We start from the raw sequence: 13,239 nt of genomic DNA, 5'->3' as shown, positions 1-13,239 counted from the left end.
CGCTCCCTCCCCCTTATATATCCCCCGCCCCGACGACGCTTTAAGAGGTGGCACTTCGTGCGATTTAATTTTATCGCAGTGAGAGCGTGTCTCACTGCTGAAAGACGTTTGGGACTTGTTGTCATGTCTTAGGCTTTGAGCTGAAGAATCTCTACTTGGATTTCTAGTAGATTCCATCCCGTTGTCATTCTGAGCCTCCTTTAGGAGGCGAAGAATCTCTATTCGAATCACTAGTCGCCCACAGAGATTCTTCGCTTGATTCTCAAGCTCAGAATGACAATGAATCCAGCATTTACTAGTAATCTAAATAGCAATTCTTCACCCCTTATTGGGGGCTCAGAATGACAAAGTGGTAAATTTTCTAGTGATTCCATTAAAGAGTCCTTAGTAGATAAGAGAGATTCTTCGGTAGCTCTCCTGCCCGTAAGAGGCTACAAGGGAGCTTCCCCTGCAAAGTAAGCCTTAATGTGGGGCAATGAGAGAGGGGGTAGGCTGCAAAGGTCTTGCCTTAAAGCCTTAGGGTATAATGCTCGCTTTATTTGCCTTAAGCATAAGAATATACAAAAGGAGTGGAATTTGAGTATCAATGGCAATATTTCTCATTCACAGAGAATCGCCTCTGTTATCGCTGCAAGCAGTGGGAACTTGGTTGAATGGTTTGACTTTTATATTTATGGTTTTGCGGCTGTGTATTTTGCACATAATTTTTCCAATGCGAGTTCGCCTATAGTGCAGCAAATTGCGGTTTTTGGGGCGTTTGCTGCGGGGTTTTTAATGCTACCGGTGGGGAGCGTGATATTTGGCTCAATTGCCGATAAAATCGGGCGTAAAAGCTCTATGGTAGTAAGCATAGTATTTATGGCTTTAGGCTCATTTTTAATCGCCTTTTTACCTGATAAAAACACCATAGGGGACTTTGCGATTTTGCTTTTATTGCTTGCTAGGCTGATTCAAGGCTTAGCAGTGGGCGGGGAGTATGGCATAGCTGCGGCGTATTTAAGCGAAGTCGCTCCGGAGGGCAAAAGGGGCTTTTACTCAAGTTTTCAGTATTTTACTTTGATTGGCGGGCAGCTTTTAGCTGTGGCGAGTATTAGCTTTTTGTTTTTATTTATTGATAAGGAGCAAATGCAAGATTTTGGCTGGAGGATACTCTTTTTTACAGGTGGGGTTTTGGCGCTGCTTTCCTTGCTTGTGCGAACCTTTATGCGCGATGATTCTGCCCAAGAGCTTAAAAAATATGAAGATAGAGGGAGTTTTAGGGCTTTGCTTAAATCTTATAAAAGCGTGTTATTGGTGCTGGGCATTACTGCGGGGTGCTCTCCAGCATATTATGTAATCACGGTGTATTCTAAGGTGTATATGATAAATAATGGCATAGACCCAAGTGTTGCTAATAATATTATGCTCGCAAGCTTAGCTGTGCTCTTTGTGGTTGTGCCTTTTATGGGGGCACTGAGTGATAAAATCGGGCTTAAGACCTCTTTACTTATTTTTTGTGTTTTTGCTTTTGTGGGCATTTATCCTTTGTTTGCGCTTATGCGTGATATTAGCAATCCTTATATTTTGTTTGGCATTATAGGCTTTATGTGCTTTATGCTGGGCTTTTACTCTGCGGTGGCGGGGATCTTTAAAACTACGCTTTTCCCCTCACATGTACGTGCTCTTGGCACGGGCTTTAGCTACACTATAGGGGCAGCACTCTTTGGTGGAAGTGCGAATTATGTCGCGTTGCAGTTTAAAGAGCATGGGCTAGAGAATGGCTTTTTTGTGTATTTTGGAATCTTAATGTTTATCGCCATAATATGCGTGGTGCTAATACCTAAAAAGCGAGAGCTTGACTAAGCGTATATCTTACATAAGGAGTAGCGATGTTGTTTAATGAGTTGCAAAAAGGCATTTATATATTGCATGAAAATGAGGAGTGGATACCGCCTTTTGCGGCGGCATTTCAAAGAGCGGGGATTGGCTTTGGTGAAATTCATCTCACAAAGGGCAGTATTGACTTAGATTCTCCTCCGCCGCAAGGGGTGTTTTGGAGTAGATTAAGTGCGTCTTCGCACACAAGGGGTAATGCGTATTCTAAAGAGTATGGACGGGCTATTTTGCAATGGTTAGAATCCTATGGGAGAAGAGTTATTAATGGCTCTAAGGTTTTAGAATTTGAAGTGAGTAAGGTAGCTCAATATTTGGCGTTAAATAAGGCGGGGTTTGTTACGCCTAAGACTTTGGCAGTCTTTGGTAAGGAAGATTTGCTACATCGCGCAAAGGCGTTGCAAACGCCCTTTATCTCTAAGCATAATCAAGGCGGGAAGGGCTTAGGCGTAAGGCGATTTGATGATTTTGCAAGCTTTGAGCAATATGTCAGTTCAAGTGAATTTGAAGAGCCTATTGATGGCATTACACTTTTGCAAGAATATATCCGCACAAAGGCATTTTATATCACAAGGGCGGAATTTATCGACGGGAAGTTTCACTATGCGGTGAGGGTGGATACTAGCGGAGGGAGCTTTGAGCTATGCCCCGCAGATTCATGTGAGATAGAGCGTAAGAATGCCCTGCCTGAGCTCGCAGGAGCAGCCTGTGAGGTGGGAGCGGATAAATTTAGCATAAGGGAAGATATAAATGCCAAAACCCCCTTGATTGCTAAGTTGGAGGAGTTTTTAAAAGCGTGGGGCATTGAAGTGGCGGGTGTTGAATTTATGGAGAGGGAAAATGGCGAGCTTGTGGTCTATGATATAAACACGAATACAAATTACAATAGTGCGGTGGAAGATAAATTACGCGCTCAAGGCTTGAGTGGTGCAGCAGATAGGGTCGTAGCATTTTTAAGCCAAGAGTTGCAAAAACAATAGCGCTTATACAAGCTGGGGAATCTTAAGGATTCACTAGTGAATCTCTCGCTCTTGTTGTGTCTAAAACTTTCGTAAGAAAGCGAAGAATTGCTTTTTGAGTCTCTAGTGATTTGGGTAGAGATGCTTGGGTCGCTCTCACGCCTGCCCGTAAGAGGTGACAAACTAACTTCCACTTGCAAGTAATCGCGCTTGGGTTATAATGATGGCTATTTAAACATAAAGGATCTATTATGCTTATACTCCTTACCACCACGTCAAATAAAAGAGAAGCCAAAGCCCTAGCGCAACTCCTCTTAGAATCTCGTCTTGTAGCATGCGTGCAGTACTATAAAATCAAAAGCCAATATTTATGGGCAAAGCACAAAAACAAAGCCCCCAAAATCCATAAACACAAAGAATGGCTGCTTATTTGCAAGACTCTCAATGCACATTATGATGAGATACAATCCCTTATCCTCTCTGCTCATAGCTATGAAGTGCCAGAAATCATCACCTTTGAAGCAAAAGCCCAAGATGCCTATGAGCAATGGCTATATGATACGCTCACATAGGTAAGATTATTTATTTTTGCTATGATTAAGGGCTTTATTAAGCAAATATTCCAATAAAGGACAGACATGAATAGATTTTTTCTTATGATTTTGGGCATATTTTTAAGTGCTTCTATCGCAAATGCTTTTGATGTGAAGTCAAAAACGCTTCAAACAACTTCTGAATTAGCCAGTGGTAAAAGTGCAAAAGAAGTTGCAGAGGAGAATAAAAAAGAGCTAGAGACTAAGGCAAAGCAAAAGGTACAAAAAGGCAAAGAGCAAGCAAGCAAGAAAAAAGAAGAGCTTAAAGAAAAAGCTATGAAAAAAGCAGATGACAAAACAGGCGGTGCTGCTTCAGCTATTGGTGAAGCACTTAAGAAATAACCCACAAAAGCAAGGGACTAGGAGATACCTTTAGAGCCTTGCTTTATAAGGTGTTCTTTAAGCCTTGCTCGCTTTATGATTCCTATCTATTTTGAAATTCAACTCCAATCCCACAAACATTGCTGGCTTCAGCCTGTATTGCGTATGCCTTGAGCGATCCCTACAATCGTAGCATGGATACTCTCTAAGATTCTCTCCTTTGCCTTTGTATATGTGGTGCCTTGATATGTTTTAATGAGTTCAATCTGTGTGAGATTAAGCACAGAGAGGTAGGGCTTACGCAAGAGGATAGAATCTCGAATGTCTTTTTGCTTATCGAGTAGATTCTGCTCCCCTCTTAAGTGCAAAATATACTCCAATGTGAGGTGATACTCTCTAAAAATATGCTGCCATATCCGCTCTCTAATGCCCTTATCCTCGACAAATTCTCCATATAAATAGGCGATGTCTAAATCAACTTTAAGCATAGCTTGAGAGATATTATCAATAGTAGTTTTGAAAAAGAGTGATTGCTCATAGCAAGCTTTAAGGATATGTTTATCCCCGCTTGCTAAACCACTGCCTAAACCATACCACGCTGGGATTATTGAGCGGTTTTGAGTCCATGCAAACACCCAAGGAATCGCCCGCAAATCTTCTACCCTTTGACTCTCTTTACGTTTGCTAGGGCGAGAGCCGAGATTGAGATTCTGTATAAATGCTATGGGGGTAGCCATTTTAAAATAACTCATAAAGTCTTTATCCTTATAAACAAGCCCACGATACGCCTCGCAAGAAGTGAGTGAGACGTTTTTTAATAGCTCCATATAATGGGCATTATCTTTAAGGGAATTATCGATGGGATAGGCATCATTTATATCTTTTTTAAGCAAGGCTGCAAGCGTGGAGGAGAAGTTTTTAGTCGCAATATGTGTATTTAAGTATTTTGCACTTATCATTTCTCCTTGTTCGGTAGTTTTAAGCCTGCCATGCACACTTTTGGGCACAGATGAGAGCAGGGCTTCTTCTAAACTCCCACCTCCGCGACTTACACTCCCACCCCTCCCATGAAAGAACTCAAGCTTAATCCCTAGCCTATCTTGTAAAACGATGAGATTAGCAATAGCACTCTGCAAGTTGTAATTACTTGCAAAAATCCCGCCGTCTTTGCTTGAATCTGAATAGCCCACCATTACTTCTTGCGTATTGTTATTATCAGTGAGATACTGCCTATAGTGGGCATTAGCACAAAGTGTGTCAATGATGTGTTGAGCCCTTTGCAAGTCATCAATAGTCTCAAAAAGTGGCGTGATAGAAATGCTTGCCCTACCTTTTTTACCTGCCTTGCCTGCTTTCCACAAGCCACTTTGCTTTGCCAACCACAGCACGCAGAGCAAATCACTCGCCTCTGTGCTCATAGAGATAATAAAACTTTGCAAAATATGCTCTGAGATATGCGTTTTTGCCCATTGTATGCGTAAAAACGCACCGACAAGACGTTTAGAGGGGCTAGATAATTCATCAATAATCGTGTGGAGATTGTATTTCTTGCTTAAAGCAAAGCTTAGAATCTCGCATTTCTTATGCTCGTTGAGATCTTTAAAATCGCTATCACTTAAGCCAAGCAAGCAAAAAACCTCACTTATAGTGTTTAAAATCTCATCTCTATGCTCTCTAAAATCAAGCCTAAAGAGATGAAACCCACCAAGCAACACTAAATGCCGAAACTCCACTAAGCCTTGTGCCAATGTGGGATCCAAAGATTCTATAAGCATATCAATATCTGCTAAAAGCTCTTTAGAATCCTTATAAGTAAAGCTAATGCTTTGAGGAGCATTAATTGCTATAAGGCGGTTTTTGAGCTTTTTCTTTATCAAGTAAAGTTTAGCACGAAAGGGCTCTTTGGCATAGAGTGTAGCTTCCCCGTTAGGAAGTTCGCATATTTCATTATGCAAAGACTGCATAAGAGCACGGGAGGGCTTGATGAAATCTATTGAGAGTGAAAGCTCGCGGAGGAGTTTTTGGGTTTGCTTAATGTATATATCAATAATACTATGATGTGCGATTTTCATAGCCTTAGTCATAATCTCATTACTCACATAGGGATTACCATCTCTATCTCCACCTATCCAGCTCCCTAAAATAATGGGCGAAGATTCTAAGGGCGTATTTAGCATACTTTGCACAAAGCCTAGCACTTGCGTAGCAGAGAAGAGGATAGAGCTTTCAATAATATAGAGCAAATTATCTAGCTCATAGAGAATCTCCATTTTCTCACTTCTCACTAAATGCGTATGCCATAGCAATTTCAAGCGATAAAGTAGTTTCTCTTTGGCATTTTTATCATCATAAAACAAAATCGCTTTGATGTATTCACTCATTTGATGATGTGCCTCTAGGAATGTGCGGCGGCGCGATTCTGTAGGGTGGGCGGTAAATACAGGATAAAAGCATAAAGATTCTAAAATCTCTAATATATCTGTGCTTTGATAGCCCTCTTTTGCAAGCTCTTGTAATGTTTGGGGGAGTTGATTGGGCTGTGTTTGCGTACTTAAATTGAGCTCTTCAATAATATTTAATAGCATATGATAAAGCGTAAAAGCCTTAATAATAGATAAAGTTTTATCTTGTGAGCATTTAAGTGTATGGAGCAATGTGTTTTTGTCTTGCTTTTCTAGAGCGTCTTTGATGATAATAAATGTTTCTTTTAGCTCCTTATCTATGCTATCAAGGAGTTGGATAATACTTTGGGAGACAAATTCTATCTGCGAAGTTCCTAATAAGGGAGAATGCTTGGGAGGGTGCTGCATAGTGTTCCTTTTGTGCTTATGCTAGTTGAGACTTTTGAAGCATTAATTATAACTAAGTTTATTTTAACTATAATCTAGGCTTTTATTTTACTTAAAAGTAGGCGCAAAAGCCTTGAAAGGAATACTATGGCGTTAAAAGTTTATTATGATAAAGATTGTGATTTGGGACTTATCCAAAAGAAAAAGGTAGCTATTATTGGCTTTGGTAGTCAAGGGCATGCTCATGCAGAAAACTTGCGTGATTCTGGTGTGGAAGTGATTATAGGACTTCATAAGGGAGGCTCTAGCTGGGCTAAAGCAGCAGCAAAGGGCTTTAAGGTATTTGAAGTAAGTGAAGCGGTAAAGCAAGCTGATGTCATTATGATACTTATCCCCGATGAGCTCCAAGCAGATGTATTTGAAAATGACATTAAAGCTTATTTGAAAGAAGATGCAATCATCGCCTTTGGGCATGGCTTTAATGTGCATTTTGGCTGCATTCAAGCTCCTAAGGGCGTGGGAGTGATTATGATAGCTCCTAAAGCCCCCGGGCACACCGTGAGAAGCGAGTTTGTACGCGGTGGGGGCATACCTGATTTAATTGCGGTAGCCCAAGATACACCAAAGCAAGATGCAAAAGCCATTGCCCTAAGCTATGCATGTGCTATTGGCGGGGGCAGAAGCGGGATTATTGAGACAACTTTTAAAGATGAGACAGAAACAGATCTTTTTGGCGAGCAAGCGGTGCTTTGTGGAGGCGTTACAAGCCTTATTCAAGCTGGGTTTGAAACCCTCACAGAAGCAGGCTACCCCGAAGAAATGGCATATTTTGAATGCCTCCATGAGCTTAAACTCATTGTAGATCTCATCTATGAGGGTGGGCTAGCTAATATGCGCTATTCTATCTCTAATACCGCAGAATATGGCGATATGGTCAGTGGTAAGCGCGTGATTAATGCACAATCCAAACAAGCCATGAAAGAGATTCTCCAAGATATACAAGAAGGACGTTTTGCTAAAGACTTTATCTTAGAGCGCAAAGCAGGTTATGTGAGAATGAATGCCGAAAGAAAGAAACTTGCCTCACATAAAATTGAAAAAACAGGAGCAGCCCTCCGCTCTATGATGCCTTGGATTAGTGCGAATAAACTTGTAGATAAAGATAAAAACTAATCGTTAAAGAGGTATGCACTTCTTGCATACCTCATCTCTTACAAAGGCACATTATGGCACGCACTTCTCCCTCTAACCCTTATGAATCTTCCCTGAAGCCAAAGCATAATAAATCCTATCTAGGCTATGGCACAAGCGTGCGCTCTAACAAACCTAAGTCCGATAAACAAGATTCTGCTTCCACCCCGCATACAAGCCATAAGGCACAATCGCGCATTGCTGAACTCAAAGATTCCCTCCAAGATGTGCTAAAAGCTGCGCAAAAAGAGCAATTTGTGCTCAAAGTATCGATGTTTAGTGCGCTTACTTTGGCAATTTTTGGCATTGGCTTTGGGATTTTTGTGCAATCTATGGCTGTGATTTTTGATGGCTTTGTGGCGTTAATTAGTGTAGGGCTAGGGGCGCTAAGTGTAATTACCTCGCGCTATATTTATAAAGAAGATGATGATATTTTTCAATATGGCTATGTTCGCTTTGAGCCTATGGTGAATCTTTTCAAATCCTTAGTGCTGCTCTTTGTCTGTGTGTATGCCTTTATTAACGCCCTGCAGAGCATTATACATGGAGGCTATGAGGTAGAGCTAGGCGGGGCGGCTTTATATAGTCTATGTGCTTGTATGTTTTGTGCTTTGCTTTTTAGCTATACATTTCTCTATGCAAGGGCACTTGATAGTGATTTGATTAAGGTTGATAATACAGAGTGGAAAATCGATTGTGTGCTTTATCTCGGGGCTTTGGTGGCATTTGGGGTAATTTATGCTATGCCATATTTTGGCTTGACATATTCAAGCACATTTGCCCTTTATATCGACCCACTGCTTTTGGGTATCCTCTCTTTGTTACTATGCGTCTCCCCTGTGCGTATAGCTATTGCTAACTTTAAAGATTTAATTATGGTAGCCCCTCCAGAGCTTGATGAAAAAATCACATATATTATGGAATCTTTGAGTGCGGAATTTGGCTTTAGCGACTATGACACACATGTAGCAAAATCGGGGAGATTCTATATGGTAGAGGTGAATATCCTCACAGATAGGAATTTTAAGCCCGCAAGTATGGAAGAGTTTGACTGCATACGCGAACGTATTGAGAAGGCTTTAGAAATACCAAGTTATAAAATATGGCTCTCTGTAAGCTGGACGGCAAATCCTAAATGGCTCTAGCCTAAAGATGAAACCCTCTTAAGGAAAGCACATACACGCTCATGCTTAGGGTTATCAAAAAAGCTCTTTGCCTCACCCTCTGCGATAATCTCCCCCTCACTCATAAAAACAATCCTATCTGCTATGGCTCTAGCAAATTTCAACTCATGGGTAACAATCAACATCGTTTTATCCTTAATAGCTTTAATCACCTCTAGCACTTCCGCGATAAGCTCCACATCAAGGGCAGAAGTAGGCTCATCAAAAAGCATAATATTAGGATTGAGTGCCAAAGCCCTAGCGATAGCCACCCGCTGCTGCTGCCCTCCACTTAGGCTATAAGGATATGCCTGTGCCTTATGTGCTAGGGCTACATCTTGCAGTCTTTGCATAGCTATTTCTTGGGCTTCCTGTTTGGGAATCTTTTTAACTACAATCAAAGCCTCGCTGACATTATCTACAATATTTTTATTCATAAAGAGATTGAAATTCTGAAACACCATGGCTGATTTTTGCCTAAGCTGGAGCATTTGCTTATGACTAAAATGTGCATAATTAAGCTCTAAATCATCGATTCTAATAATCCCTCTATCGGGCTTTTCTAGTAAATTAATACTCCGTAAAAGTGTGCTTTTACCCGCACCGCTTGGTCCTATAATGGCAATAATTTCTCCGCTTTGCACTTTAAAGTTAATATCTTTTAAGACTGCATGATGATTAAAAGTTTTGTGCAAAGAGATAAGCTCTATCATACCAATAGCCCTTTTAATGAAATGGTCGCGTCATGCAAACTTCTTTCTAAAGCGCGTAAAATAGCCCTCAATTCTAGCAAACAAAGTCTCTAACAGCACGCATAAACCCCAATACATCAAAGCTGCCATTAAATACACTTCTAAAAATTTTGAGCTTCTGCCAGATTCTATATCTGCTAAGCCCATAAGTTCAGGCACGGTGATAACAGAGGCGAGGGCTGTATTTTTCACCTGCATGATAAAAAAGTTTAGCACATTAGGTAAGGTAATCATCAATGCTTGGGGCAAGATAATGCGCCTTAAGCTTTGCGCATGGCTCATTCCTAGTGAATACGCAGCTTCAATCTGCCCCCTAGGCACGCTTAAAAGTGCAGCTCTAAAAATCTCACTGAGATACGCACTCGCATAGAGTGAAAACACAATGAGTGCGTAATAAAAGCTATCAAAATTATGAAAATTTATGTGTATATCATAAGAGTTTAGCAAGATAGGCAATCCATAATAAAACATAAAAAGCTGCACTAGCAGAGGTGTACCGCGGAAAAATGATATATAAAGGAGTAAGAGGGCATTAAGATACTTGACTTCAAAGACCCTTATAAGCGCGAAAATAAAGCCAAGAATCCCCCCACATATAAAAGACCCAACACTCAAGGCGAGCGTTAAAGGCAAAGCGGGTAAAAGTGTATAAAATGTGTGCAGAAAGTATGGGTAGTCAAACATTATATTCCTTATTTTTCTCTTTAAGCATATTAATATAATCACATAAAGTTTTTATATACAAATGTATGCTTTTATGTGCCTTACTTTTCTTGGCTTTATGTAAAGCAAATTATCCTTAAAAAATCACCTAGAAAGCTTGTCATCTTTAGATACAAAGAATCCTACTCAAGCCCGCAATTTTGCGCTTTGTGTGTTTGGTCGCCTACACTCTCCCATTTCACTAAAGAAACAACTCGCCTTGATTTTGAATATTTCAATAAAACATAGCTGCTATTAATCCTCTAAAGCCCTTTATCTCCATCTCGCAAACATTAGCGACTTAAATCTTTCCCAAAGTATTTAATGCTCAAATTTGTTATATCCTTAGCCTCTATGGCTTGCTTGAGAGCCTTTGAAATGCGATTTTTTAGCTCCACATCTTGTTTTTTAAACACAAAATACACAGGTGTTTTGTCTAAGATAATATCTGTAGCTTTGAGTTTGATATTTTGAGCCTTGGCGATGTTGATTGAGCTAATGGGCTCACCTATGATAGCTTGGATTCTATCCGCGCCTAAGTCTGCTATGAGGGCTGGAGGGTTTTTATAGTACTTTATCTCTACTTGAAGCTCTTTATGCTTCTTAAGATACTGCTCTAAATCCCGCGCATAGTTTGAGCCCACACTCACACCAATTTTGCTCCCATTTAGCTCGCTAAAATTATTGATGGTCTTATCTTCTCTAATAATCACACCGCTTATGTCATTAAAATACGCATAGTCTGAAAATATGTATTTTTCTTCTCGCTCTTTGGTTTTAGTGATTTGATAGGCTAAAATATCAAACTTCCCACTATCAAGCCCGGGAAATACAGCATTCCAAGGCACGCCATTAAAGGAAAATTCTAAACTCTCATCATATTTACTTAGAATCTTAAGCACCTCTATATCATAGCCATCCATTTGCTTAGCTTCATTCACAAATGCAAAGGGACGATAGGCATTACCCGTGCCAACCTCTATGGGTTTGCCTTGTGCGTATAATGCACTAAAAATCAGTGCCAAAAGCCATATTCTCATTTTTTCTCCTTAGTTAAAAACACCGCATATTCTTCGCCAAAATACTGCACAACCAAGCTTCGTATCTTGCCCTCTTTTAAAGCTTTATCTAACGCCTCATCTAGCCTCTCTGCAAGCCCCTTGCTATCTTTCCTAAAAAGCAAATACACAGGGACTTTTTCGAAATAAAATTCACTCACATCAAGTGTGATATTTTGCGCATTGGCATAATCCCTTGCGGCGATAGGATTATTCACCATAGCGGCGATTTTTTTTGCTTTTAAATCTGCTACTAAAGTCGGGCTTGTTTTATAATACACCACTTCAATGTTAAGCTCAGGGTGAGATTTGAGATAATCTTCTAAATTTTTTGCATGATTTGAGCCCACACTCACACCAATTTTGCCCCCATTTAGCTCTGCAATATCTTTAATGTGGCTATTTTCAAGGCTTATTAAAGTGCTTATATCATAAAAATAAGGCTGTTTTGAGAAGATATACTTTGCTTCCCTCTCTTTGGTTTTAGTGATTTGATTAGCCACTATATCAAACTTCTTACTATCAAGCCCGCTAAAAATGGCATTCCATGGGATAGAAGTAAAGCTAAGGCTAGCTTCTGGTATATATGAAGCCAAAAGCCTTAGTACATCATTATCAAACCCGCTTGCCTCGCCCTTTTCATTGAGATATGCAAAGGGTTTATAGGCATTTTCACTCCCTACTCTCATATCTAAGCCAAAAGCAAAGCCCAAAGCTAGGGCTATGCTTATTACAACTCTCTTTATAATTCTCTCCACTCTCTACCTTTCATTTTGCTCTATGCTTACCTAAGCAAGGGCATAAGTTCTTTTGCGATTTTTTCTAGTTCTTCTTTCATATTCGCACATTGCACGATTAAGAGATTTAGCCCTGCTTCTTCATATGCTTTAATCTTTTCTGCCACTTGCTCTGCTGTACCCACTAGATTAGGGCGAAGCCCTCGATTTGATACGCTGTATTCTTGCTTAGAAATCTCCACATCTAAGTCCGAATTATCCGTGAAATTCTTATAAGAGTTCTCATAATCTGCATAATTTTTAATGCTAGTGATTCTTTTTAGCTCTTTTTGGGCTGCTTCCTCGCTCTCTCTTATAATAATATAACACGCCATACCAAAGCCCTTAAATGGCTCTAACCCCGCTCTTTGCTTACGTGCTTTCATATCTGCGATTTTCTCCCGCACTTCTTCAACTTTGCCTCCATGCATAAGATACATATCTGCAAACTGCGTAATCGCCTCTCGTCCTATCTCGCTCTCTCCTCCTGCATAGACTAAAGGCATTTTTGCAGGCTTTGGCTCATTGTAGGCATCGCTAAATTCAAAATACTTGCCCTTATGATTCAAAGGACTCTTACTCCAAAAACCGCGCAAAACATCGGTATATTCGTGAGTTAAAGCATATCTGTCATCATGTCCATCAAAATTAATGCCAAACTGCCTTGCTTCTTCAGCCCACCAAGCAGAAACCATATTAATACTAAAGCGTCCATTACACATTTGTGAAATAGTGGCAATTTGCTTTGCAGTGAGGGCGACTTGGTGATATTGGGGGCGGAGGGCTGCTAGGATTTCTATCTTTTTTGTAATCGCTGCAAGACCATTAGCAATAGCCCACGCATCAAGAGCTGGGGCTTTCTCTCCTTTAATATCATTAAGATAAAGCTCTGGCACTAATGTTAGGGTATATCCCCACTCCTCAGCCTTCAAAGCTAAATCCTTACAATATTCCCAAGAGCAAGCCGTGCTATCATCATCGACATTTCTTAACCAACTCCCAAAAACCGGACTCCAATAACCAAACTTCATAATGCCTCCTTAAGATTTGAGTATGAAAAATT

14 protein-coding genes are annotated in these 13,239 nt (G+C 40.3%); 6 read left to right on the top strand and 8 right to left on the bottom strand.

Annotated elements, in window-relative coordinates:
* On the bottom strand, nucleotides 1-231 hold a 231-nt coding region (locus CQA63_RS09410; protein ID WP_147288718.1), incomplete at its 3' end, for a hypothetical protein.
* Nucleotides 231-374 (bottom strand): hypothetical protein, encoded by a 144-nt coding sequence (locus tag CQA63_RS09725; protein WP_158655445.1) that lies wholly within the window; start codon nucleotides 372-374, stop codon nucleotides 231-233. The genes CQA63_RS09725 and CQA63_RS09410, both read right to left, overlap by 1 nt.
* A gap of 208 nt (nucleotides 375-582) precedes the next feature.
* Between CQA63_RS09725 and CQA63_RS03830 the strand changes: the two genes are divergently transcribed.
* The 4 genes from CQA63_RS03830 to CQA63_RS03815 all read left to right on the top strand — a co-directional run bounded on the left by CQA63_RS03830 (nucleotide 583) and on the right by CQA63_RS03815 (nucleotide 3,766).
* Entirely contained in the window at nucleotides 583-1,842 is a 1,260-nt protein-coding gene (locus CQA63_RS03830; RefSeq protein WP_233706572.1) for an MFS transporter, read from the top strand.
* 26 nt (nucleotides 1,843-1,868) lie between these two features.
* Complete coding sequence (locus CQA63_RS03825; RefSeq protein WP_104699598.1) at nucleotides 1,869-2,852, top strand: ATP-grasp domain-containing protein; 984 nt, start codon at nucleotides 1,869-1,871, stop codon at nucleotides 2,850-2,852.
* Between the two features lie 230 nt (nucleotides 2,853-3,082).
* Nucleotides 3,083-3,403 carry a divalent-cation tolerance protein CutA gene (gene cutA / locus CQA63_RS03820; RefSeq protein ID WP_104699597.1) on the top strand — a complete coding sequence of 107 codons (321 nt, stop codon included), beginning with the start codon at nucleotides 3,083-3,085 and terminating at the stop codon, nucleotides 3,401-3,403.
* A gap of 66 nt (nucleotides 3,404-3,469) precedes the next feature.
* Nucleotides 3,470-3,766, top strand: coding sequence for a hypothetical protein (locus CQA63_RS03815; RefSeq protein ID WP_104699596.1), 297 nt, complete (start codon nucleotides 3,470-3,472; stop codon nucleotides 3,764-3,766).
* A 128-nt stretch (nucleotides 3,767-3,894) separates the two neighbouring features.
* On the opposite strand, the gene CQA63_RS03810 is transcribed toward CQA63_RS03815, so the two are convergent.
* Nucleotides 3,895-6,555 carry a phosphoenolpyruvate carboxylase gene (locus CQA63_RS03810; RefSeq protein ID WP_104699595.1) on the bottom strand — a complete coding sequence of 887 codons (2,661 nt, stop codon included), beginning with the start codon at nucleotides 6,553-6,555 and terminating at the stop codon, nucleotides 3,895-3,897.
* A 126-nt stretch (nucleotides 6,556-6,681) separates the two neighbouring features.
* On the opposite strand from CQA63_RS03810, the gene ilvC reads away from it, so the two are divergent.
* Both ilvC and CQA63_RS03800 read left to right on the top strand, forming a co-directional pair.
* Nucleotides 6,682-7,707 (top strand): ketol-acid reductoisomerase, encoded by a 1,026-nt coding sequence (gene ilvC / locus CQA63_RS03805; RefSeq protein WP_104699594.1) that lies wholly within the window; start codon nucleotides 6,682-6,684, stop codon nucleotides 7,705-7,707.
* Between the two features lie 92 nt (nucleotides 7,708-7,799).
* Nucleotides 7,800-8,870: a cation diffusion facilitator family transporter gene (locus CQA63_RS03800; protein ID WP_411710138.1), complete on the top strand. Its 1,071-nt coding sequence runs from the start codon at nucleotides 7,800-7,802 to the stop codon at nucleotides 8,868-8,870.
* Here CQA63_RS03800 and CQA63_RS03795 read toward each other — a convergent pair.
* From CQA63_RS03795 to CQA63_RS03775, 5 genes are all read right to left on the bottom strand, one after another.
* Nucleotides 8,867-9,601, bottom strand: a complete 735-nt coding sequence (locus tag CQA63_RS03795; protein WP_104699592.1) for an amino acid ABC transporter ATP-binding protein — start codon at nucleotides 9,599-9,601, stop codon at nucleotides 8,867-8,869. The genes CQA63_RS03800 and CQA63_RS03795 overlap by 4 nt on opposite strands.
* Nucleotides 9,602-9,631: 30 nt before the next feature.
* Entirely contained in the window at nucleotides 9,632-10,324 is a 693-nt protein-coding gene (locus CQA63_RS03790; protein WP_104699591.1) for an amino acid ABC transporter permease, read from the bottom strand.
* Between the two features lie 311 nt (nucleotides 10,325-10,635).
* Complete coding sequence (locus CQA63_RS03785; RefSeq protein ID WP_104699590.1) at nucleotides 10,636-11,382, bottom strand: transporter substrate-binding domain-containing protein; 747 nt, start codon at nucleotides 11,380-11,382, stop codon at nucleotides 10,636-10,638.
* Nucleotides 11,379-12,158, bottom strand: a complete 780-nt coding sequence (locus CQA63_RS03780) for a substrate-binding periplasmic protein (RefSeq protein ID WP_104699589.1) — start codon at nucleotides 12,156-12,158, stop codon at nucleotides 11,379-11,381. The genes CQA63_RS03785 and CQA63_RS03780 overlap by 4 nt, the downstream gene beginning before the upstream one ends.
* Nucleotides 12,159-12,184: 26 nt before the next feature.
* Nucleotides 12,185-13,207, bottom strand: coding sequence for an LLM class flavin-dependent oxidoreductase (locus CQA63_RS03775; RefSeq protein ID WP_104699588.1), 1,023 nt, complete (start codon nucleotides 13,205-13,207; stop codon nucleotides 12,185-12,187).
* Nucleotides 13,208-13,239 lie beyond the last annotated feature (32 nt).

The sequence above is a fragment of the Helicobacter marmotae genome, assembly GCF_003364255.1.
Lineage (GTDB): Bacteria > Campylobacterota > Campylobacteria > Campylobacterales > Helicobacteraceae > Helicobacter_C > Helicobacter_C marmotae.
Note: the sequence above shows the minus strand (reverse complement) of the source record. Positions and strands in the feature narration are given on the sequence as shown.

What these genes read in the sequence shown, in the direction of transcription:
- CQA63_RS09725 (WP_158655445.1), bottom strand. Translation starts at nt 374, where the DNA reads ATGGAATCACTAGAAAATTTACCACTTTGTCATTCTGAGCCCCCAATA.
- CQA63_RS03825 (WP_104699598.1), top strand. Translation starts at nt 1,869, where the DNA reads ATGTTGTTTAATGAGTTGCAAAAAGGCATTTATATATTGCATGAAAAT.
- cutA (WP_104699597.1), top strand. Translation starts at nt 3,083, where the DNA reads ATGCTTATACTCCTTACCACCACGTCAAATAAAAGAGAAGCCAAAGCC.
- CQA63_RS03815 (WP_104699596.1), top strand. Translation starts at nt 3,470, where the DNA reads ATGAATAGATTTTTTCTTATGATTTTGGGCATATTTTTAAGTGCTTCT.
- CQA63_RS03810 (WP_104699595.1), bottom strand. Translation starts at nt 6,555, where the DNA reads ATGCAGCACCCTCCCAAGCATTCTCCCTTATTAGGAACTTCGCAGATA.
- ilvC (WP_104699594.1), top strand. Translation starts at nt 6,682, where the DNA reads ATGGCGTTAAAAGTTTATTATGATAAAGATTGTGATTTGGGACTTATC.
- CQA63_RS03795 (WP_104699592.1), bottom strand. Translation starts at nt 9,601, where the DNA reads ATGATAGAGCTTATCTCTTTGCACAAAACTTTTAATCATCATGCAGTC.
- CQA63_RS03790 (WP_104699591.1), bottom strand. Translation starts at nt 10,324, where the DNA reads ATGTTTGACTACCCATACTTTCTGCACACATTTTATACACTTTTACCC.
- CQA63_RS03785 (WP_104699590.1), bottom strand. Translation starts at nt 11,382, where the DNA reads ATGAGAATATGGCTTTTGGCACTGATTTTTAGTGCATTATACGCACAA.
- CQA63_RS03775 (WP_104699588.1), bottom strand. Translation starts at nt 13,207, where the DNA reads ATGAAGTTTGGTTATTGGAGTCCGGTTTTTGGGAGTTGGTTAAGAAAT.